The following is a 22,206-nucleotide window of genomic DNA, read 5'->3' as shown; positions in this document are numbered from 1 at the left end:
GAACAAAGTAGTTCAAGTTTTAAGATTGATTAATTCAACAAAATCACTTGAAAAGCTCCGTGGCTTTGTACCTTCGTGGCTAAATAAAAAAAATCCCGACTTTCATCGGGATTTCTATATCTTAAACGGAAACGATTAGTTTTCCGCTACGATTTCAAATGGTAAATCAACAATTACATCACGGTGTAATCTTACGGTAGCGGAATATTTTCCAGTACGCTTGATAATTCCTGAAGTGATGAATTTTCTATCGATTGAATGACCTGCTTTTGATAAATGCTCAGCGATATCAATATTGGTTACAGAACCAAATAATTTTTCACCACCTGCTTTAGCAGTAATTTTGATCTCAACCGCTTTTAGTTTTTCAGCTATTTCGTTAGCGTCTGCAACTATTTTAGCTTCTTTGTGAGCTCTTTGTTTCAAGTTCTCCGCTAATACTTTTTTAGCTGAAGGCGTTGCTAAAGATGCAAAACCTTGAGGAATTAAGAAGTTACGACCGTAGCCAGCTTTTACTGTAACGATATCATCTTTAAATCCTACGTTTTGAACGTCTTGTTTTAATATAAGTTCCATGTTGTTGTCCTTTTTTATAGAAGTTAGGTTTCATATTTCAGAAAACCAACAACTTAATTAGTATTTATTATTTAAGTAAATCGGCTACGTAAGGCATTAAAGCCAAGTGACGTGCTCTTTTTACCGCTACAGAAACTTTTCTTTGGAATTTCAAAGAAGTACCTGTTAAACGACGAGGAAGAATTTTTCCTTGTTCGTTTACGAATTTCAATAAGAAATCTGCGTCTTTATAATCGATATATTTAATACCTGATTTTTTGAAACGACAATATTTCTTTTGTTTGTTTGTTTCTATATTTAAAGGCGTCAAATATCTGATATCTCCGTCTTTTTTTCCTGAAGCTGATTGTTGTAAAGTTGCCATAGTAATTACGCTTTAGATGCTTTAATTTTTGCTCTTCTTCTTTCCGCCCAAGAGATTGCGTGTTTGTCAAGACTTACAGTCAAGAAACGCATGATTCTCTCATCACGTCTAAATTCAGTTTCAAAAGCAATCAAGACTTCTCCTGATACTTTGTACTCCAATAAATGGTAAAAACCACTTTTTTTGTGTTGAATTTCGTAAGCCATTTTTTTCAGGCCCCAGTCTTCTTTAGATACCATCTCTGCTCCTCTACTCGTAAGAAAATCTTCGAATTTGCTTACTGTTTCCTTTACCTGTGTGTCAGATAAAACGGGATTCAAGATGAAAACAGTCTCATAATGATTCATAATTGTATATTTTATTTGTTATAAAATTGGGTGCAAAAGTAATTAAATATTTTAATTCTACAACTATACTTTTACTTTATTCGACAAACGGTCAAAATTTACGTTGTAAAATTGTTTAGTAATAAAAAAAAAGTTACTTTTATTCACTTAAAACCGAATCTATAGCCCCCTATGAAACTGAGTTGTGTAATTGTAGACGATAGTTCTATACAGAGAATGATTGTTAACAAATTGGTAACCAACCATCAAAACTTGAAATTAGTAGGTGAGTTTTCCAATGCAGTTGAAACAAAAAATTTCCTTTCCTATAATACAGTCGATTTACTTTTTCTAGACGTTGAAATGCCAATCTTGAATGGATTTGACTTTCTCGACACTTTAAAAGTAAAGCCGCAAGTTATTTTTATTACTTCCAAACCTGAATATGCAGTGAAAGCTTTTGACTACGAAGCAACTGATTATATTCAGAAACCGATTAATTCCATACGTTTTGACACTTCCGTGAAAAAAGCACTCAACAAACAGCTTTTGCTGATTGAAGCACCCATGGAAAATAACGAACATATTTTCATCAAAAGCAATCTCAAGAAATTAAAGGTGTTTACCTCTCGAATTAAATACATTGAAGCTTATGGCGACTATGTGAAAGTGATTACCGACGACGATAATCATCTGGTTCTCTCAACAATGAAATCTTTTGAAAATGATTTGCCACAAGAAAAATTCATTCGTGTGCACAAATCGTATATTATAAATTTGAATAAGATAGACAAATTCAACAGCAAATTTATCGAAATTGGAACTACTAAAATTCCGTTAAGTCGTACCAAAAAAGATGAACTTAAAAAAGCGATTGAAGAAGTTTAATAAAAATCCACATTTACAATTGTCTTAATCGAACGATAAGAGGCTACAGCTTCAAAACTAGTAAGCATTTTTGAAATTTTTCCTTTTATCAATCCCAAATTTTCTTTTTGCGGAATCTTTATTAAAATCACTCTCAAGTATTCATTCCGAATGCGACTGACTCCTGGTTCTTCAGGACCCAAAACAGGAATGTCTAAATTTTGTTTTATCACTTGATACAACCACATGGAACCTTCTTTTAATTTGTCAAAGTCCCGATGCTTCAATGTAATTTTGATTAACCTATAATAAGGAGGATAAAAATAAATTTTTCGGTCGTACAATTGTTCCCGATACATACCGAAGTAATCATTATTAGTGACTTGTTGAATCGTATTGTGATTGGGATTGTACGTTTGAATAATTACTTTCCCTCTTTTCGCAGAACGTCCAGCTCTTCCTGAAACTTGTGTCAACATTTGAAAACTACGTTCAAAAGCGCGAAAATCAGGATGATACAGCATATTATCAGCGTTTAAAACACCCACCAAACTCACGTTATCAAAATCCAACCCTTTTGCAAGCATTTGGGTCCCCACTAAAATATCGACTTCACGATTTTTAAAACTATCGATAATCTTTTCAAAACCAAACTTTCCTCGCGTGGTATCTTGGTCCATTCTACCTACTTTTATGGAAGGAAAAAGCGCTTGTACTTCCTGCTGAATTTGTTCGGTTCCGAAACCTTTTGTAGTCAAATCAACACTGGAGCACGCTTGACAATTCGTTGGTTTTGCCATTGAAAAGCCGCAATAATGGCATCGAAGTTGGTTTTTATGCTTGTGATAGGTCAAACTCACATCGCATTGGGGACATTGCGGAACATGACCACACGTCAAACATTCCAATATAGGCGAATAGCCCCGACGGTTTTGAAATAAAATAATTTGTTCACCTAAAGCCAACGCTTCAGAAATGCTATTTACAAGTGTATCGCTAAAATGACCTTGCATTTGCTTGCGAAAATACTTGTCTTTTAAATCCACTAATTCAACTTCTGGCAACTGTACTTTTGAAAATCGTTCCGTCAATTCTACGAGTCCGTATTTTTTATTTTGGGTATTAAAATAGGTTTCGATACTTGGCGTTGCAGAACCTAACAAGACTTTTGCTTGATGAAAATGAGCCAAAACAATTGCCGAATCTCTAGCGTGATAACGAGGAGCCGGATCGGATTGCTTGAATGTTTGTTCGTGTTCTTCGTCGATAATAATCAATCCTAAATCGTTAAACGGCAAAAACAAAGCCGAACGAGCTCCAATAATTATTTGGGCCTTCTCCGATTTTGATAAAGATTGCAACCACACTTCTACCCTTTCATTATTATTGTATTTGGAATGAAAAACAGCGACTTTGTTACCAAAATGAGCCGTCAATCTTGTAACTAATTGAGTCGTTAAAGCAATTTCAGGTAATAAATACAACACTTGTTTTTCTTGCAACAAAAAATCTTCAATAAGTTTGATGTAAATTTCTGTTTTGCCACTAGAAGTTACTCCATGTAAAAGGGTTACTTCTTGGGTCGTAAAACTTTCTTGAATTTCGGTCAATGCTTTATTTTGTGCGTTACTTAAAACCAATTCATTCCGTCTGTAATTCCCTTCGAAAGAAACGCGGTCGTGTTGCAACACATATTCTTCAAAAATTTCTTTATCAACCAATGCTTTTACCACAGCTGTTGTGGCGCCACTTTTATCCGTCAATTGTTTGACGGAAATCGGTTTGCTTTTTTCTGAAGCCATTAACTGAAAATAACTCATTACAATTTCTCGTTGTTTTTGAGCATTTTTCAACAATTGAAGCAGTTCATTTAATCCGTCACTTGAATTATATACTGGATTTAAGCGAACATATTTAATGAGTTTGGGTTTGTAACTTTCGTTGACTTCCTCCTCAACAATCAATATATTTTTTTCAATTAATTGTTTGATGACAGGCAAGACATTTTTCTTATTCAAAATCCCAACGATTTCCTGAATTTTTAACGAAGATTGTTGTTGTAAAGCTTGATACACTAAAAATTCATCATTAGTAAGTGTAGATTCTAGAACGAAATCGTTATTTTTCTGACTAATAACCGTTTCACTTTCCAGCAAAAGTGCCGATGGAATTGCAGAACGGTACACGTCACCGATGGCACACATATAGTAGGAGGCAATCCAAAGCCAATGTTTGATTTGTGTTTGCGTAACAATTGGAGATTCATCTAGAATTTGATGAATTTCTTTTGCGTCGTATTTTTCGGGTTTATTCTGGTGAACGTCGAGCACCAAGGCGGTGTAAATTTTACTTTTACCGAAAGGAACCGCCACTCTAAACCCGGGTTTTATAAAATGAAATTCAGCTTCGTTTACCTGATAAGTAAAGGTTTGCGCTAAAGAAAGTGGTAAAACAACTTCGATGAAATACATGGCGTTGAAAAGTGTTGAAGGATTTTTATATGCGAAACTATTTTACGCGATGCCAATATTGAGTTCGTCCAAATAAGGATATTCCAATGTAACCTCGGACTTTGAGTTTATCTGGATTTTCAAGATTGATGTAGCATTTGTAATATTTCCCGTGTTTGGGGTCCAGAATTTTTCCGCCGCTGTATTCGTGACCGTCTTTTGAAAGCCCGCGAATTACGGTTAATCCTAAAATAGGTTTATTTTTGTCTTCGCCTGCACAATTATTACAGAGTTTATCACGGTCTTCTGCCTTGGTTATTTCAATAACTTTTCCATAAATCTTGCCGTTTTCTTCATAAATCAAAACGGTACCCATTTCTTTTCCTGTATCGTCGTCAATGGATTTCCATTTTCCTAATACAGAATTTTTTTGAGCAGGTGTTGTTGAAAAAACGATAGTTAATAGTACTAAAAAGAATGTTTTCATATACGTGAATTTTTAGCCCGGATGGCAGTGGATCCCGATAGCTATCGGGAGAAACGTACAGCCGGAAATAGCTTCTAAAAAATTATTTAAACAAATTGCGTCTTCTGAGTCGATTGATGGATGTATTGAGTTCAAAACCGAGCAAAAGTATCATGCAATTTAACCAAATATAAAACATCATAATCAAAAGTGTCCCAATTGAGCCATAAAGTTCGTTGTATTGCGAAAATTTAACAACCCAGATTCCGAAAAAATACGAAGAAATAATAATCAAAACGGTTGTAAACACGGAGCCGATAGAGATAAAAGGACTGGTTTTTGTTTCTTTTGTTCCGAACTTTAGTAAGATGGAACTTGTAACTAAAATCATCAGCATTAAGAATCCATAACGACCGATTTCGATGAAATGAATGGAGTTGTTGAATACATTTTCAAGTTTTATACTTTGGATAAAAACTTCAAAAACTACGGTAGTTGCAACTGTTACAAGTAATAAAACAGACAAAACCACTGACATTCCTAGTGCCACAAGGTACTGCCTTAAAAATCCTCTTTTCATAATTACGTGATGCGAACTTTCGAACCCTCCGAGAATGGCGTTGAGTCCATTTGCCATTAAAAAAATGGAAAGTAGGAAACCTGTTGATAATAACCCGTTGTAACTGTTATTGATAATATCGTTGATAATGGATGCAATCGCTTCATAGGTATTTGGCGGTACACTTTCTTCTAAAAACTTTAGAAAATCTTGCTGAAAGCCATCGATAGGAATATAAGGAATAAGGTTTAAAATGAATAATGCAAAGGGAAATAGTGCCATAAAAAAGCTAAAAGCAATCGCTCCAGCTCGATAGGTAATGGCTCCTTCGACAATTCCAACAATGTAGATTTCGAGTAAATCGTAGAGCGACAAACCTTCGAGCCAAGGCAACTTGACTCTTTTGGTACCGTGCATCATATTCCGAATTACTGGAATTTTCTCTATTTTATGTTCGATTTCAGCTGACATTTATATCGCTTTTAAACTTAAATCCATGTTATAAACCGAATGGGTCAAAGCGCCTGATGAAATATAATCTACGCCACAAAGTGCATATTCTCGGATGGTTTTTTCATTGATATTTCCTGAGGATTCTGTCTGACATTGGTCACCAATTAAGGAAACTGCGGTTTTAGTATCTTCAAAGTTGAAATTATCTATCAAAATTCGGTGAATACCTTTGGATTGAAGAATTTCACGAATTTCATCGAGGTTTCTGGCTTCAACGATAATCTTTAAATCTAAATTATTGTCTTTTAAATAGGCTTGGGTTTTGGCAATGGCTTTTGTTATTCCGCCGGCAAAATCATTGTGATTGTCTTTTAGCATGACCATATCGTACAATGCAAAACGGTGGTTGACGCCTCCGCCAATTTTCACTGCCCATTTTTCAGGAGCACGAAAACCAGGCGTTGTTTTTCGGGTGTCGAGCACATTTGTATTTGTTCCTTCCAGTAATTGAACATACTGATTGGTTTTAGTCGCAATCGCACTCATTCGTTGCATGGAATTGAGCACCAAACGTTCGGCTTTTAAGATGGATTGTGAACTTCCTTCGACATGAAAAACGATGTCGCCATATTTTACATGGGTTCCGTCTTGGATAAAAGTTTCAACTTGTAAATTAGGATCGACGTAATTGAAAATCATCTTTGCAAATGCTACTCCAGCGATTATTCCGTCTTCTTTGACCAACAGCTTCGCTTTTCCTGTTGCTGTTTCTGGAATACAAGCCAACGAACTGTAGTCTCCTGGACCCACATCTTCGCGAATGGCATTCTCTATTATAAGGTGTAACTCTTTTTGGAATTGTATATCTGAAATCATTGCTTTTGAATTGATAGGCTAAAATACAAAAATCAGCGAAAGAAAAGAATTTTGTTGCAGAAATCCTCTCCCCAACCCTCTCCGAAGGAGAGGGAGATAGGACAGGATAAATTTACTGCTTCACGAATTTTAACGTAGATGATTGTCCTGAACCATTTGTTAACGCTATCAAATATACCCCTCTAGTCAACCCGCTACAATCAATACCACCTCCCACCACAAGTGTTCCTTCACTAATTTTAGTACCTAAAATAGAATAGATTTGATAAGATTGTGTTTCTTCACTAGCAACATACAACCGATTTTGTACAGGGTTAGGATATAGTTTTACGCTCTTTTGATTGAAAACCTCTGTTCCTAAGTTACAAGTATTAATTAGCAACGGACTTACGACCACTGTTTCCGTATCTACAGTAATATCGCCTATTTGATATGCAAGATTATCTCCCCAAGTGTACAAAGAACCATCAGTTTTGAGTGCTGCGGTTGCATTATTACTTGAGGATAAACTCAACCAATTATTCTCAGTTGTAATTTGAGTGGGATTTAAAACGTTAGTTTGATTACCATTACCTAATGTACCTGATGTATTCAATCCCCAAATCCATAATGTCGCGTCTGCTTTAATGGCAAAGCAACTGCTGAACTCTGTTTCTATAAATGCCCAATCTGTGGCAGTACCCAGTTGCAAAGGATAGGGAATAGAAGTAGTGGTCGAATTATTACCTAACTGACCTTCGTTCCCAGTTCCCCAAGTCCATAAAGTATTGTTGTTTTTCAAAGCGATAGTATGAGCAAAACCAGATGCTACACTTTTCCAATCGGTAGCTGCACCTATTTGTGTGGGTACAGTTACAACATTCATGTAACTAGCAGGTGTTCCGACAGAGAACCCCAATCTATTGGAACTGTTGGAACCCCAGCCCCACAAAGTGCCGTCTTCTTTAATAGCGAGTGTTCTAAAGGTACTAGAGCTAGTCATCTTCCAGTTGGTACTTGCATCAATCAGTACAGGGGCCGCCCGGTCAATACTGCTACCATCTCCTACCGTGCCGCTTTGGTTTTCGCCCCAACCCCAAAGGGTGCCGTTGGCACGAATACCAATAGTGAAATTAGTCCCACTACTCACCATTTTCCATGTACTAGTACCCACCTGAAGGGGAGTGGCACTCATCGCCAAAGTGAAAGTACCTATGCCTAATTTGCCTTTTTCATTACTGCCCCAAGCCCAGAGCGTGCCATCATCCTTAATACCAAAACAATGGATAAGGCCACTATGTACTTTTGCCCAATTAGTGTCGGCACCTACTTGTTCTGGAAAGGGACTAATCCAGCCTACCGTTCCATTGCCCAATTGCCCCATATTGTTATATCCCCAGGACCATAAAGTACCGTCCGACTTAATGCCTAATGCGTGACCTTCGCCAACTGATACCGATTCCCAACATTGGGCGTTTGTAAAAGTGGCAATAAATAATAATGTAATAAGTAAGATTTTTTTCATGTTTTATAATTTAGTAGGTTATTATATTAAAAAAACCTTTCCTCTTTTTAAGGAGAAAAGGGTTTCTAAAGTTATTCTTTTACAAATTTAACCGTAGAAACATTCCCCATCTCATCAATCAAGTTTAACAAATAAACCCCACCAGACACTCCACTACAATCAATACTATTTCCCACAGTAAGTGTTCCTTCACTAATTTTCGTTCCTAATATAGAATAGATTTGATATTGCTGTGTTTCTTCACTAGCAACATACAACCGATTTTGTACAGGGTTAGGATATAGTTTTACGCTCTTTTGATTGAAAACCTCTGTTCCTAAGTTACAAGTATTAATTAGCAACGGAGTTACTACTACTGTTTCCGTATCTACAGTAATATCGCCTATTTGATAAAAAAAATTATAGCCCCAAGTGTACAACGAACCATCAGTTTTGAGTGCTGCGGTTACATTATTACTTGAGGATAAACTCAACCAATTATTCTCAGTTGTAATTTGAGTAGGCACCAGCACATTGGTTTGAGTACCATTACCCAATGTTCCCGATGTGTTTAATCCCCACGCCCATAATGTACCGTCGGTTTTGATCGCAAAGCAACTGCTGAACTCTGTTTCAATAAATGCCCAATCTGTGGCAGTACCCAGTTGCAAAGGATAGGGAATAGAAATAGTGGTCGAATTATTACCTAACTGACCTTCGTTCCCAGTCCCCCAAGTCCATAATGTATTGTCGTTTTTCAAAGCGATAGTATGAGCAAAACCAGATGCTACACTTTTCCAATCGTTAGCTGTACCTATTTGGGTGGGTACAGCTACAACATTCATGTAACTAGCAGGTGTTCCAACAGAGAATCCCAGCCTATTTCCATCATTAGAACCCCAGCCCCACAAAGTGCCGTCTTCTTTTACAGCGAGTGTCCTAAAGCTACTGGAGCTGGTCATCTTCCAGTTAGTACTAGCATTAATCAATACAGGTGCAGATCGGTCAATAGTACTACCATCACCGACGGTACCGTCTTGGTTTTCGCCCCAACCCCAAAGGGTGCCGTTGGCTCGAATACCAATAGTGAAATTAATTCCAGTACTCACCATTTTCCAAGTACTAGTACCCACTTGCACGGGATTGGCACTCATCTCTAAAGTGAAAGTACCTATGCCTAATTTGCCTTTTTCATTACTGCCCCAAGCCCAGAGCGTCCCATCATCTTTAATGCCAAAACAATGGGCACCACCACTGTGTACTGTTGTCCAATTGGTTGCAGTACCTACTTGTTCAGGAACAGGGCTTATAAAGTTCGTTCCATTTCCCAGTTGTCCCCAGTTGTTATACCCCCAGGACCATAAAGTACCGTCCGGCTTAATACCTAACACGTGTCCTTCGCCAACTGATACCGATTCCCAACATTGGGCGTTTGTAAAAGTGGCAATAAATAATAATGTAATAAGTAAGATTTTTTTCATGTTTTATAATTTAGTAGGTTATTATATTAAAAAAACCTTCCCTCTTTTTACAGAGAAAAGAGTTTCTAAATTTATTCTTTCACAAACTTAATCGTAGAAACATTCCTCAATCCATTAATCAAGTTTAACAAATAAACCCCACTAGTCAATCCACTACAATCAATCCCACTTCCCACAGAAAGCGTTCCTTCACTAATTTTCACTCCTAAAACAGAATAGATTTGATAAGATTGTGTTTCTTCAGTAGCAACAAACAACCGATTTTGTACAGGGTTAGGATATAGTTTTACGCCCTTTTGATTGAAATCTTCTGTTCCTAAGTTACAAGTATTAATAAGCAACGGCGTAACTACCACTGTTTCCGTATCTACAGTGATATCACCAATTTGATAAAATAAATTATTCCCCCAAGTGTACAACGAACCATCGGTTTTGAGTGCAGCCGTTGCTCCGTAATTCGTTGATATACTCATCCAATCGCTTTGCGTTGTAATTTGTGTAGGTACTAATAGATTGGTTTGAGTACCATTACCTAATGTTCCGTTGTTATTCAAACCCCAGACCCATAAAGTACCGTCTGTTTTAATAGCTAGACAACTACTATATCGCGATTCAATATTTGCCCAGTCTGTCGCAGTACCCAATTGCAAAGGATAAGGAATAAAAGTAGTAGTTGAGTTATTACCCAATTGCCCGTGATTACCGTCCCCCCAAATCCATAAAGTATTGTCATTTTTCAAAGCGATGGTATGACCAAAACCGGATGCTACACTTTTCCAATCGGTAGCTGTACCTATTTGGGTGGGTACAGCTACAACATTCATGTAACTAGCAGGTGTTCCGACAGAGAACCCCAACCTATTGGAACTGTTGGAACCCCAGCCCCACAAAGTACCGTCTTCTTTAATAGCGAGTGTTCTAAAGGTACTGGAGCTAGTCATCTTCCAGTTGGTACTTGCATCTATCAACACAGGTGCCGCCTGATTAACACTGCTACCATTACCCACCGTGCCGTATTGGTTTTCGCCCCAACCCCAAAGGGTGCCGTTGGCTCGAATACCAATTGTGAAATTAATTCCAGTACTCACCATTTTCCAAGTACTAATACCTACTTGCAGGGGATTGGCACTCATCTCTAAAGTGAAAGTACCTACGCCTAATTTGCCTTTTTCATTACTGCCCCAAGCCCAGAGCGTGCCATCATCCTTAATACCAAAACAATGGATAACACCGCTATGTACTGTTGCCCAAGTGGTAGCCGTACCTACTTGTTCAGGTTCCGGGCTTATAGAGTCCGTGCCATTGCCTAATTGTCCCATATTATTATTTCCCCAAGACCATAAAGTACCGTCAGGCTTAATACCTAATACGTGTCCTTCACCTACCGATACCGATTCCCAACATTGGGCGTTTGTAAAAGTGGCAACAAATAATAAAGAAATAAGTAATAATTTTTTCATACTTAAAAATTTAATAAGTTATATTTATTAAAAAAAACTTCCTTTATACACGATAAAAAGATTTCTAAAGTTATTCTTTTTTTTCAATATTCTTACTTTTTTGACTAAATAATGCACATAGTGCCCTATGCAGCAATCACTTCTAAGCAAACACTGCTTTAAAACAGAAAAAAGCACATTCTCAACCATACAATTTTTTGCCGCATTACTTTTCCATTTCCCATTTTAACTCGCTTAGCATTTTTTTCCACTTTTTACCGGGTCGGAAGGCCACATTGGCTTTTTTAATATTCTTGGGAGTTAGGGCTTCTGGTGCGTTTGCCGCACTTCCGTGAATTTTAATTTGAAAACTTCCCATAGGGTCAAGTCGAACAATATCGCCCCGTTGCAACGCTTTACCTACATGATATACAAAACTATGCAAGACCCCGTAACAATCAGCAGCTGTTAAGCTAGATGCTTGCGAAATTTCTTCGGCTAATTGTTCTAAATCCGTTTCGCCTTTACAAATTACTTGCAGTGCATACTGAAATTCATCGGCTTCACTATGGGGCATTTTTTTGGCTACAGGTCTTAGCTTTATGGACATACTATCAGATTTAAGAGTAAATACGCATAAAGATACTAATAAAACGGATTACTTTACAAAATACCCGCGTGTAATTTCTCATTTCCCCATGGGTAAGTACATCATTACCCACGGGTAAGTAAAATCCTAGTCATGAGTAAATCATCGTGCAGTGCATTCCGGATTAAAAGCAACTCATTTTGTTTTAAAAAAGTGCAATAGTAACAATAAAGCAGGGCTTGGCTACTTTAATTTCTAATCACATATTCAATCGGAAAAGATAAATTTAGTTTATTTTAGCAAAATAAAATCAGAAGCGTCGTTAGTCTTGAAATCAACAATCAATTTTCTACTACTTATATTGAAATGGATGCTTATTTGCGTCCTTGTAGGCATTTTGGCAGGAGCCAGTTCTGCGTTGTTCTTGTATACGTTAAATTTAGCAACTGATTTTAGAAACACGCATTTATGGATGGTATTTTTACTTCCTATTGCAGGATTAGCCATCGGTTATCTCTATCATTTTTATGGCAAAGAAGTTTCAAAAGGAAACAATCTCATACTCGAAGAATACGAAAATCCACAACAAACCATTCCTTTAAAAATGGCCCCAATGGTGTATATCGGAACTATTTTGACGCATCTCTTTGGTGGTTCGGCAGGTCGAGAGGGAACGGCGGTGCAAATGAGTACGGCCATTGCCGACCAATTTACAGGCATTTTCAAATTGACGGAAACAGAACGAAGAATGATTCTCATAATAGGAATCAGCGGTGGATTCGCATCCGTTTTTGGTACACCTTTAACTGGAGCCATTTTCGCAATTGAAGTTTTATATTTTAGTAGAGTCAGTATAAAAAGCATTATTCCGTCCTTTTTAACGGCATTTATTGCCTATTATACGGTTGAATTTTTTCAAATTCCACACACACAGTATCCAAAACCCTATATTCCAGAATTACACTTGCAAATAATTCCTTGGCTGATTTTTGCTGGAATCGTATTTGGCTTAACCGCACGAATGTTTTCAACCAGCGTTCATTATTTTACGCAAAAAGCGAAAGAATTAATTTCGTTTCCTCCACTCCGTCCGTTTTTAGGAGGCTTAATTTTCGCACTAGTTATCTATTTTACAGGTGCTACAAAGTATTTGGGTTTGGGAATTCCTACGATTTTGGAATCATTTCAATATGCCCAAGAAGGCGATGTTTTTTTGTTAAAACTAATTGCCACGGCATTTATTTTAGGGACAGGTTTTAAAGGGGGCGAAGTCACACCCTTGTTTTTTATCGGTGCCACTTTAGGAAGTGCTTTGTCCATTTTCGTTCCTTTACCTGTTTCTTTACTTGCTGCAATGGGTTTTGTTGCTGTTTTTTCGGGAGCGACGCACACGCCAATAGCTTGTACCATTATGGGTATTGAATTATTTGGTTGGCAAAGCGGAATTTACGTGGGGATTGCCTGTTTTGTAGCCTACTTTTTTTCGGGATATTTAGGGATTTATGAATCGCAAGTGGTCAAAGGACCGAAGCATATTTTGTATCATTTGCTCACAAAAAGAAATTTAAAAAATCTTTAACGCAGTAAAAGTGCAATTTAAGCATAAGACCTCCAAAAGATTAAACAAAAAAATGTATTTTCGCACTCTATGAAAGACGAAGACATTCAGGCAATCAAAGAATTGCTATCGACTCCAAAAAAGGTTGTAATTATTCCACATCGAAGTCCAGACGGAGATGCAATGGGTTCTACTTTAGGGCTGTATCATTTTTTAAAGAAACTAAGTCACCAGCCCATTGTTATTGCTCCAAATGAATTTCCTGACTTTTTAGCTTGGCTTCCTGCATCGGATAACGTGCTGATTTACGAAAAAGAGAAAGAAAAAACAGCTCAAATTATCTTAGATGCTGATTTGGTTTTTACCTTAGATTTCAATGCCTTACATCGAACGGGTGAAATGGAACATGTTTTGAAAAAGATAACTGCTCCAATTATAATGATCGATCATCATCAAAAACCAGACGATTATGCAAAATATAGGTTTTCGGACCCGAAATATGGTTCGACTTGCGAAATGTTGTTTCATTTTATTGTGGACCTAGGCTACAAGAACTCAATTGATAAAACAATTGCTACTTGTATTTATACAGGAATCGTCACTGATTCAGGTTCCTTTCGTTTTCCATCCACATCAAGTACCACGCATCGGGTTGTAGCAGATTTGATAGATATCGGTATCGAAAATGGTGCGGTTCATAATAATTTATTTGACAACAATTCGTACGACAGGTTGCGATTATTGGGACAAGCCTTGCAGAATATGAAAATTTTGTACGACAAGAAAACCTCTTATATCACGCTTTCGCAAAAAGAACTCGACCAAAACAATTACGTAAAAGGCGATACAGAAGGCATTGTAAATTACGGATTATCCATTAAAGGAATCGTCTTTACCGCTATTTTTATAGAACATCGAGACGAAAATATCATTAAAATATCGTTTCGTTCGCAGGGTGATTTTGATGTGAATCAATTTGCTCGAACCCACTTTGCCGGAGGAGGACATATTAATGCAGCAGGTGGAAAATCGTATCTTTCAATGAACGACACCGTGGCTAAATTTGAAGAAATTTTGACCAAAACTACTATAAACTAATAACTATGCAGTTCAATATTCGAATTATAATTCCAGTTGCCATTGCTGTTTTACTGGCAAGTTGTTCACAACAACAAGCAAGACGACCGCTTACGCAAACTTCAGGTAAGTTCATGAAAGAATCAGTAAACAGAAATATTAAATTAATTGCAAATGAAGAAGCGTTAATTGATTCTTTGATTAAAAACCATCCCGAACGAAAATATATTGCCTCCACAAAAGGGTATTGGTATTACTACGAAATGGAAAACACGACAGATACATTGACACCAAAACGAGGTGATGTCGCATTTTTTGACTATGAAATTACCGATTTAAAAGGTAACATTATTTATTCTGAAGTAGAATTAAAACCGCAAACGTACCTTGTTGATAAACAAAATATCTTGATGGGATTGCGTGACGGAATAAAATTGATGAACAAGAATGAGAAAGTCAGCTTTCTTTTTCCATCTCATTTAGGTCACGGATACAGAGGAGACAATGATAGAATTCCACCAAATTTACCCTTAATCGTTACAGTGAATTTAAGAGATTTTAAACCCGAAGCAGTAGCGCGAACTGAAAAGCAACCAAAAGTTAGTGCACCCGTAAAAAAGGCGGAATCACCAACAACATCGACAGAAGAAATTAAACCAGAATAATTATTTTAAAAATGAAAACACGTCTTATTTTAGTACTCTTAACGGCTACTTTATTTTCTTGCAAAGATAAATATCCCGATTTACCAGACGGCTTATATGCTGAAATTGTTACTTCTAAAGGAACAATACTCGCCGAATTAGAATTTGAAAAAACACCGGTTACTGTTGCTAATTTTGTTTCACTTGCAGAAGGGAAAAATGCCTTTGTCACCGAAAATTTACGCAACAAACCCTTTTATAATGGATTGAAATTTCACCGGGTATTGGCTAATTTTATGATTCAGGGTGGTGACCCGTTAGGAAATGGTTCGGGAGATGCAGGATATAAGTTCAAAGATGAAATCACTGATTTGCGACACGACACTCCAGGAATTTTATCTATGGCCAATTCTGGTCCAGGAACCAATGGAAGTCAATTCTTCATTACCCATGTTCCAACTCCTTGGTTAGACGGGAAGCATACGGTTTTTGGCCATGTGGTTCTTACAGGGATGGAAACTGTAAATAAAGTGGTGCAAGACGACAGCATTGTTTCTATAACCATCATTAGAAAAGGAAAAGAGGCTAAAAAATTCGATGCTGTGAAAGTTTTTACGGATTATTTCAACAATAGTGCGAATGAAGTAAAGCAAATGGAAAAAGAGTATTCCGATAAATACCAACCCGTATTAGAAGAAAAAGTAGCTCTATTCGAAAAAAGTAAAGCAGAAGCAATTAAAAGTCCAACAGGTTTAAAATACACAATCATCGAAAAAGGTTCGGGCAAGAAACCGACAAATGGAACACAAATTTTCATTCATTATGCGGGATTTTTCGAAAACGGAACGTTATTTGACAGTAGCATCGAACAAGTGGCGAAAGATTTTGGAAAGTTTGACGAAGCTCGAAAAGCACAAGGCGGTTATGCACCATTGGCATTTCAGGCTGGCAGAAAAGAAGGAATGATTCCTGGTTTTATAGAAGGTTTGGAAAAACTTTCTTTCGGTGACCGCGCTTTACTTTTCATACCCGCTAATTTAGCATATGGAGAAGCAGGAGCGGGAAATGGATTAATTCCACCAAATACGCCGTTGATTTTTGATATAACTATAATGGAAAAACCGAATAATTAATTTTTAAAATAAATGTACAAATGAAAATAAAATTTTTAACAGCTGTGCTATTTTTTGCCACTTTATCGACTTTTGCGCAAAAAAAGAGCGATTCTAGCGAAGGAATTTTTGCGGAAATTGAAACCAACAAAGGTAAAATCACAATTGACTTAAATTATAAAAAAACTCCGGTAACGGTTGCCAATTTTATCAGTTTAGCAGAAGGTAATAATCCTGATGTAACTGCTACATTTAAAGGAAAACCATTTTATGATGGTTTGAAATTTCACCGTGTTATCAATGATTTCATGATTCAAGGAGGCGATCCTTTAGGCACAGGTTCTGGTGACCCAGGTTATAAATTTAAAGATGAATTTACAGACTTAAAACATGATTCTGCTGGAATATTGTCGATGGCAAATTCAGGTCTTAATACAAACGGAAGTCAATTTTTTATTACCCATAAACCGACGCCACATTTAGATGGAAAACACACTGTATTTGGAAAAGTGGTTTCAGGAATGGACGTAGTAAATCAGATTGTACAAAATGATGTGATGACTAAAGTAACTATCGTTCGTAAAGGGGCTGATGCAAAGAAATTCAACGCCGTAAAGGTATTTGCTGCCGCAAATGAAGCAGATAAAATTGCCGCCATTAAAGAAGCTAAAGAGCGAGAAATAATGAATGCTGCAGTTTTAAAAGAATTTGAAAAAGGAAAAACAACTGCAACTGGATTGAAGTACATTGTTATTACAGAAGGTACTGGCGAAAAGCCCGTAATGACAAGTAATGTGAAAGTACATTATGCAGGGACGCTTACTAACGGGACTGAATTTGACAGTAGCGTCAAACGTGGCGAACCTATTGATTTCAATTTACACCAAGTAATTCCAGGATGGGTTGAAGGCTTGCAATTGATGCCTGAAGGCTCTAAATATAAATTTTATGTTCCTTATAACTTGGCTTACGGCGAAAGAGGCATGGGAAATGTAATTCCGGCAAAAAGCGATTTGATTTTTGAAATTGAATTGATTAAAATCAATAAATAAAAGTTCTTGTGAACGCATAAAAAAACCCTCAATAAATTGAGGGTTTTTTTATGCTTTTATTTTTTGAACTTCCATTCGAATTCATCGTTCTTGATGATTGCTCCAAGTTCTACTTTTACAGCATATCCAAATTCCGTTTGCACAATCATCCAGAAATCTTCATTGAAGTAATTTTCGAACGTATCAAACGATTCTTCGTCCCAAGTTTTAAGCCCTTTTGGCGCTAAATCCTTCTTTACAACTTCCATTGTTTTACCAATAATTTTCTGTCCCTCAAGTTGCAAATCTTCGTTAGAACTAACGATATAGCCTAATTTCAAATCTTCTTCTACATAAAAAGTCAATCGGAATTTCTGGTCGTTGTACAACAAAATCACGTTTTCATCTTCATCTTTATACGACTTTGTAGGTTTTCCATAAATGGCAACTACATCTTTTTGAAGCATTCCAAAAAGCAATTTATCAATTCCGTTCTTTAAATTTATTTTCATTTCAAATCTATTTTATCGTTTTAATCAGGCTCGTAAAAATTACCCTTCGTACATTTCGTCGTAACGTTGTGGAACTTGAGGGTCGTAAAGCGGACATTTATATTCGTCCAAAACATCAACTAATTTATCCATCGTACTTCCTGCCGTTCCGTAACATTCAATTTTCACTGAATTCGGAGTCGTTTTTACACAAAATGCTCCCGGACCTTCGTTGTTTTTCCAACTGTTATCGTCCACCCGTTCCCATTTTGAGAAAACAGAATTGATGCGATTCACGATTACATCTACCTGTAATAATTCCAAACCTTCCACTGCTTCGTTGTCATCTAAAGCTTCATAAACTTCATGGTGGTTGAGATAGACACCTTCTTCATATTTCCAGAAAAGCAATTCGTACATAGGTTTAGATTTAGGATTTATTAATATTCAAAAGTTCCAAATTCACTTTTAATGGTAAGCTTTTTCGAATCAGAAGCTTCCACTCTACCCACAATTTGGGCTTCAACACCATAGGATTCAGAAATTTCAATAATTTCCTGAGCGACCTCTGCAGGAACGTACAATTCCATTCGATGACCACAATTGAAGACTTGATACATTTCTTTCCAATCGGTTAGTGATTGTTGTTGAATCAATTTAAACAAAGGTGGAATCGGGAATAAGTTGTCTTTTATTACGTGAACCTCTTTTACAAAATGCAACACTTTAGTTTGTGCTCCACCACTGCAATGCACCATTCCGTGAATCTCTTTGGATGAAAATTGACTCAGAATTTTCTTGATAATAGGAGCGTATGTTCGCGTTGGCGAAAGCACTAATTTTCCAGCATCTATAGGTGAATTTTCAACTGAATCCGTCAATTTGACTTTCCCCGAGTAAACAAGTTCTCTAGGAACTGCAGCATCAAAACTCTCTGGATATTTTGTGGCCAAATAGTGGTCAAAAACATCATGACGAGCTGAAGTCAATCCGTTACTACCCATTCCGCCGTTGTAACTTTTCTCATAATTGGCTTGACCAGAAGAGGCTAGTCCAACAATTACATCACCCGCTTGAATATTTGCGTTGTCAATAACATCTTTGCGTTTCATTCGAGCCGTAACGGTAGAATCTACAATAATGGTACGAACCACATCACCCACATCAGCGGTTTCGCCACCTGTGGAATGGATATTAACACCGAATGTTTTTAATTCTTCAATTATTTCTTCGGTCCCGTTGATAATTGCGGATAAAACTTCGCCAGGAATCAAGTTTTTATTTCTTCCAATAGTTGACGAAAGCATGATATTATCGGTCGCACCTACACAAATCAAATCATCAATATTCATAATTAAGGCATCTTGAGCAATCCCTTTCCAAACCGATAAATCACCCGTTTCTTTCCAATACATGTACGCCAACGAGGATTTTGTTCCTGCTCCATCTGCATGCATAATCAAGCAATAATCGTCGTCGTTGGTTAAATAATCAGGAACAATTTTACAAAACGCTTGCGGAAACAAACCTTTATCAATGTTTTTTATCGCGTTGTGAACGTCTTCTTTAGATGCCGAAACACCTCGAAGCGCATATCTTTTACTGTTGTCAGAACTCATAAATTGTGTTGTGTAGTTGTGGGGCAAATGTAGGTATAAATTGAAAGTTGGACAAGGAGAAACTTTCTAACCTAGAGTCAAATTTCACAATAAATCAACGATTTTGAAATTAAATGTAAGCTGATTTCCATTTCTTAATATCACAATTGTAACTTCTTCTTTATCGTCTCCTTTCAAAAACTCGTTAATTTTTTCTAATTTCATTTGAAATGTACTATTTCCATTTATTCTGAGAATTTCGTCTCCAATTTTTAAACCAACCTTTTCTGCAGTAGAATTTTTACGAATATTCAGTATTTCATAAATTGGGATAAGTTTGAAATTATACTTCAAATCTGTTACGAAACTTTTAGTTTGAATCAAATCTTGGCTCATTACTAAACCGTCCATCTTGAGGTCTTCTTGATACCATTGAAGTCCGGCGTGATGAACTGTAATTCCTGTAGTGTTGTAGGTAAACTTATCTTTATAATACTTGCTTTTTTGTAAATATAATTTCTGATTTGGATAATCAAGTATAACGTTGAAACGCCGTAAAAATTCACCTCCAATTGAGCCGAATCTCCCATCCACTAACTTTAAATTAGCAAATGAAAGTGTATCCGGAAATGAAGTAACCACATCCTGAAAATTGTAATTTGCTAACGATAGCGTATTAATTTTTGCTTTTTTTCCAAAAACATCACCGCTAAAACCCCGTCCTAAATAATCGTCAATATGCTTATCTGGAATTATTATATCATCACTCTTACCTTGAAACAACCATAATGCATCACTATTGCCCGAATCAATCAGGCATTTTGCATCAAATGTTTTGTCTTCTATTTGCACTTGCATACTAATGTAAGGCTTCGCATCAATTAATGTAAAATCAAATGCTTCAAATTTCGAAAGCACTTTTTTTTCCTGGTACTTTTTCGGATTATAAAGAATGATTCTTTTTCTGTTGTAGTCAATTTTTACAACTCCTTGACTGAAAAAATGATGCCCAATAATGCCATTAACTTCAATGCCTAAAGCTGATGAGAAATTAAATCCTTGATCTAAAATAACGACAATTTCTTGATTTTTAAATTCCAAGCCCTTAACTGATAGCATATTTCTATATGCTTTTAAACCTTCTATAGGCTCTTGACTTCCAAGGCCTTTGAGTTTAATTTTTTCAATATCATACAGAGGGATTTCTTTTTTATCGTCTAAACTAAATAAAATTGTTTCTTCTATTCCAGTATCGACAAGAAAGTTAAGCGAAATACCGTTCACTTTTACGGGAAGAATTATGAGGTTATTTACTAATTTGAAAGGCAACTTTATGCGGTGTTTTGAGCTTTCGAAATCAAAACTTTCTTGGGCAGTGCCTGAAAAAAATAACACTAAAGAAAAACAAAAAGTAATAATAATTTTCATCCATAAATTCTTTGTTTAAAAATACTAAGAAATGTGTTAATTCCTTGTATTACTCCGTTAAAATATTGGCTTTAGTAGAAAAAAATTCAGACTTTTGCACATCAAATTTTATAATTATGCCAAAGATTTCAAACAAAGGTTTAGCCATGCCTGAATCGCCAATTAGAAAATTGGTTCCCTATTCAGAAATAGCAAAGAAAAAGGGACATAAAGTGTACCATCTAAACATTGGACAACCCGATATTAAAACACCCGAAGTGGCACTAGAAGCGGTGAAAAATGCTGACATTACAGTTTTGGAATACAGTCACTCTGCTGGATTTGAAAGTTACAGAACGAAACTTTCTGCGTACTACAAAAGTCACGATTTACCCGTTGATGTTAAAGACATCATCATCACAACTGGAGGTTCAGAAGCGTTGATGTTTGCTATCGGAAGTACAATGGATGCTGGTGATGAAATTATCATTCCAGAACCCTTTTATGCCAATTATAATGGATTTGCAGTAGCTTCAGGTGCGACTGTAATTCCTGTAACTACCACAATCGAAAACAATTTTGAGTTGCCAAAAATCGAAGAGTTTGAGAAATTGATAACTCCAAGAACAAAAGCAATTTTGATTTGTAATCCAGGCAATCCAACTGGGAAATTATATTCGCACGAAGATATTTTGAAACTTGCAGAAGTAGTTAAAAAACATGATTTGTTTTTAATTGCAGATGAAGTATATCGTGAATTTATATACGATGATTCCGAAAAACACCACTCTGTTTTAAACGTTCCTGGTTTAGAAGAACATGCGATTATGATTGACTCCGTTTCAAAACGTTACAGCATGTGTGGAGCGAGAATTGGTTGTATCGTTTCTAAAAATGCAGCAGTAATGGGTGCTGCAATGAAATTTGCGCAAGCAAGATTAAGTCCGCCTACATTTGCACAAATTGCGAGTGAAGCGGCTCTTGAAACTCCTCAAAGCTATTTTGACGAAGTTATTGAGGAATACAAAGAAAGACGTGACGTTTTAGTTGCAGGTTTAAATAAAATTGAAGGTGTAAAAGTAGGAAATCCAAATGGTGCTTTTTATTGTATCGCTAGCTTGCCTATTGACAATGCAGATACATTTGCACAATGGATGCTAGAGTCGTACGATTTAAACGGAGAAACCGTCATGGTCGCTCCAGCAGCTGGGTTTTATTCAACGCCAGGGATTGGCTTGAATGAAGTTAGAATTGCTTACGTTCTTAAAAAAGAAGATTTGATTAGAAGTGTCGAGATTTTAAAAGATGCAATTGCCGTTTATAACGCAAGATAATTATCTTTAAAATTCAATATTACTG

At 36.5% G+C, this 22,206-nt stretch carries 22 protein-coding genes; 7 read left to right on the top strand and 15 right to left on the bottom strand.

Annotated features, from left to right (window positions below; all coding sequences use genetic code 11):
- Positions 1 to 135: 135 nt before the first annotated feature.
- The 3 genes from rplI to rpsF form a co-directional block, all read right to left on the bottom strand.
- Positions 136 to 576 (bottom strand): 50S ribosomal protein L9, encoded by a 441-nt coding sequence (gene rplI / locus ACQ5J2_RS08300; RefSeq protein ID WP_432669942.1) that lies wholly within the window; start codon positions 574 to 576, stop codon positions 136 to 138.
- Positions 577 to 643: 67 nt separating this feature from the next.
- A complete protein-coding gene (gene rpsR / locus ACQ5J2_RS08295; RefSeq protein ID WP_026709514.1) occupies positions 644 to 940 on the bottom strand; it encodes a 30S ribosomal protein S18 in 297 nt (98 codons plus the stop codon).
- Between the two features lie 5 nt (positions 941 to 945).
- Complete coding sequence (gene rpsF / locus ACQ5J2_RS08290; protein ID WP_432669941.1) at positions 946 to 1,287, bottom strand: 30S ribosomal protein S6; 342 nt, start codon at positions 1,285 to 1,287, stop codon at positions 946 to 948.
- Between the two features lie 171 nt (positions 1,288 to 1,458).
- On the opposite strand from rpsF, the gene ACQ5J2_RS08285 reads away from it, so the two are divergent.
- Positions 1,459 to 2,154, top strand: coding sequence for a LytR/AlgR family response regulator transcription factor (locus ACQ5J2_RS08285; RefSeq protein ID WP_432669940.1), 696 nt, complete (start codon positions 1,459 to 1,461; stop codon positions 2,152 to 2,154).
- Here ACQ5J2_RS08285 and priA read toward each other — a convergent pair.
- The 8 genes from priA to ACQ5J2_RS08245 all read right to left on the bottom strand — a co-directional run bounded on the left by priA (position 2,151) and on the right by ACQ5J2_RS08245 (position 11,950).
- The gene (gene priA / locus ACQ5J2_RS08280; RefSeq protein ID WP_432669939.1) at positions 2,151 to 4,604 is read right to left on the bottom strand and encodes a replication restart helicase PriA; all 2,454 of its coding nucleotides are present in this window, start codon (positions 4,602 to 4,604) and stop codon (positions 2,151 to 2,153) included. The genes ACQ5J2_RS08285 and priA overlap by 4 nt on opposite strands.
- A gap of 37 nt (positions 4,605 to 4,641) precedes the next feature.
- Complete coding sequence (locus ACQ5J2_RS08275; protein ID WP_432669938.1) at positions 4,642 to 5,070, bottom strand: DUF2147 domain-containing protein; 429 nt, start codon at positions 5,068 to 5,070, stop codon at positions 4,642 to 4,644.
- 82 nt (positions 5,071 to 5,152) lie between these two features.
- Positions 5,153 to 6,079, bottom strand: coding sequence for a YihY/virulence factor BrkB family protein (locus ACQ5J2_RS08270; protein ID WP_432669937.1), 927 nt, complete (start codon positions 6,077 to 6,079; stop codon positions 5,153 to 5,155).
- Entirely contained in the window at positions 6,080 to 6,937 is an 858-nt protein-coding gene (gene nadC, locus ACQ5J2_RS08265) for a carboxylating nicotinate-nucleotide diphosphorylase (RefSeq protein WP_432669936.1), read from the bottom strand.
- A gap of 112 nt (positions 6,938 to 7,049) precedes the next feature.
- Positions 7,050 to 8,441: a T9SS type A sorting domain-containing protein gene (locus tag ACQ5J2_RS08260; protein ID WP_432669935.1), complete on the bottom strand. Its 1,392-nt coding sequence runs from the start codon at positions 8,439 to 8,441 to the stop codon at positions 7,050 to 7,052.
- A gap of 71 nt (positions 8,442 to 8,512) precedes the next feature.
- Positions 8,513 to 9,901: a T9SS type A sorting domain-containing protein gene (locus ACQ5J2_RS08255; RefSeq protein WP_432669934.1), complete on the bottom strand. Its 1,389-nt coding sequence runs from the start codon at positions 9,899 to 9,901 to the stop codon at positions 8,513 to 8,515.
- 71 nt (positions 9,902 to 9,972) lie between these two features.
- Positions 9,973 to 11,361, bottom strand: coding sequence for a T9SS type A sorting domain-containing protein (locus ACQ5J2_RS08250; protein ID WP_432669933.1), 1,389 nt, complete (start codon positions 11,359 to 11,361; stop codon positions 9,973 to 9,975).
- Positions 11,362 to 11,566: 205 nt separating this feature from the next.
- Positions 11,567 to 11,950, bottom strand: a complete 384-nt coding sequence (locus ACQ5J2_RS08245) for an HU family DNA-binding protein (protein ID WP_432669932.1) — start codon at positions 11,948 to 11,950, stop codon at positions 11,567 to 11,569.
- 307 nt (positions 11,951 to 12,257) lie between these two features.
- Here ACQ5J2_RS08245 and ACQ5J2_RS08240 point away from each other — a divergent pair, with 307 nt between their 5' ends.
- The 5 genes from ACQ5J2_RS08240 to ACQ5J2_RS08220 all read left to right on the top strand — a co-directional run bounded on the left by ACQ5J2_RS08240 (position 12,258) and on the right by ACQ5J2_RS08220 (position 17,372).
- A complete protein-coding gene (locus ACQ5J2_RS08240; RefSeq protein ID WP_432669931.1) occupies positions 12,258 to 13,508 on the top strand; it encodes a voltage-gated chloride channel family protein in 1,251 nt (416 codons plus the stop codon).
- A gap of 69 nt (positions 13,509 to 13,577) precedes the next feature.
- Entirely contained in the window at positions 13,578 to 14,585 is a 1,008-nt protein-coding gene (locus tag ACQ5J2_RS08235; RefSeq protein WP_432669930.1) for a DHH family phosphoesterase, read from the top strand.
- A 5-nt stretch (positions 14,586 to 14,590) separates the two neighbouring features.
- On the top strand, positions 14,591 to 15,229 hold the full coding sequence (gldI, locus tag ACQ5J2_RS08230) for a gliding motility-associated peptidyl-prolyl isomerase GldI (RefSeq protein WP_432669929.1): 639 nt from the start codon (positions 14,591 to 14,593) through the stop codon (positions 15,227 to 15,229).
- Positions 15,230 to 15,240: 11 nt separating this feature from the next.
- Entirely contained in the window at positions 15,241 to 16,341 is a 1,101-nt protein-coding gene (locus ACQ5J2_RS08225; RefSeq protein WP_432669928.1) for a peptidylprolyl isomerase, read from the top strand.
- Between the two features lie 20 nt (positions 16,342 to 16,361).
- Complete coding sequence (locus tag ACQ5J2_RS08220) at positions 16,362 to 17,372, top strand: peptidylprolyl isomerase (protein ID WP_432669927.1); 1,011 nt, start codon at positions 16,362 to 16,364, stop codon at positions 17,370 to 17,372.
- A 56-nt stretch (positions 17,373 to 17,428) separates the two neighbouring features.
- On the opposite strand, the gene ACQ5J2_RS08215 is transcribed toward ACQ5J2_RS08220, so the two are convergent.
- From ACQ5J2_RS08215 to ACQ5J2_RS08200, 4 genes are all read right to left on the bottom strand, one after another.
- Positions 17,429 to 17,863, bottom strand: a complete 435-nt coding sequence (locus ACQ5J2_RS08215; protein ID WP_432669926.1) for a hypothetical protein — start codon at positions 17,861 to 17,863, stop codon at positions 17,429 to 17,431.
- A gap of 39 nt (positions 17,864 to 17,902) precedes the next feature.
- The gene (locus ACQ5J2_RS08210) at positions 17,903 to 18,262 is read right to left on the bottom strand and encodes a hypothetical protein (protein ID WP_432669925.1); all 360 of its coding nucleotides are present in this window, start codon (positions 18,260 to 18,262) and stop codon (positions 17,903 to 17,905) included.
- A gap of 20 nt (positions 18,263 to 18,282) precedes the next feature.
- Entirely contained in the window at positions 18,283 to 19,461 is a 1,179-nt protein-coding gene (locus ACQ5J2_RS08205) for an AIR synthase related protein (protein ID WP_432669924.1), read from the bottom strand.
- 84 nt (positions 19,462 to 19,545) lie between these two features.
- Positions 19,546 to 20,868: an aspartyl protease family protein gene (locus ACQ5J2_RS08200; protein WP_432669923.1), complete on the bottom strand. Its 1,323-nt coding sequence runs from the start codon at positions 20,866 to 20,868 to the stop codon at positions 19,546 to 19,548.
- A 116-nt stretch (positions 20,869 to 20,984) separates the two neighbouring features.
- Between ACQ5J2_RS08200 and ACQ5J2_RS08195 the strand changes: the two genes are divergently transcribed.
- On the top strand, positions 20,985 to 22,181 hold the full coding sequence (locus tag ACQ5J2_RS08195; protein WP_432669922.1) for a pyridoxal phosphate-dependent aminotransferase: 1,197 nt from the start codon (positions 20,985 to 20,987) through the stop codon (positions 22,179 to 22,181).
- Positions 22,182 to 22,206: the final 25 nt, after the last annotated feature.

Source organism: Flavobacterium sp. SM2513, assembly GCF_050908145.1.
In the GTDB taxonomy this organism is placed as follows: Bacteria; Bacteroidota; Bacteroidia; order Flavobacteriales; family Flavobacteriaceae; genus Flavobacterium.
Note: the sequence above shows the minus strand (reverse complement) of the source record. Positions and strands in the feature narration are given on the sequence as shown.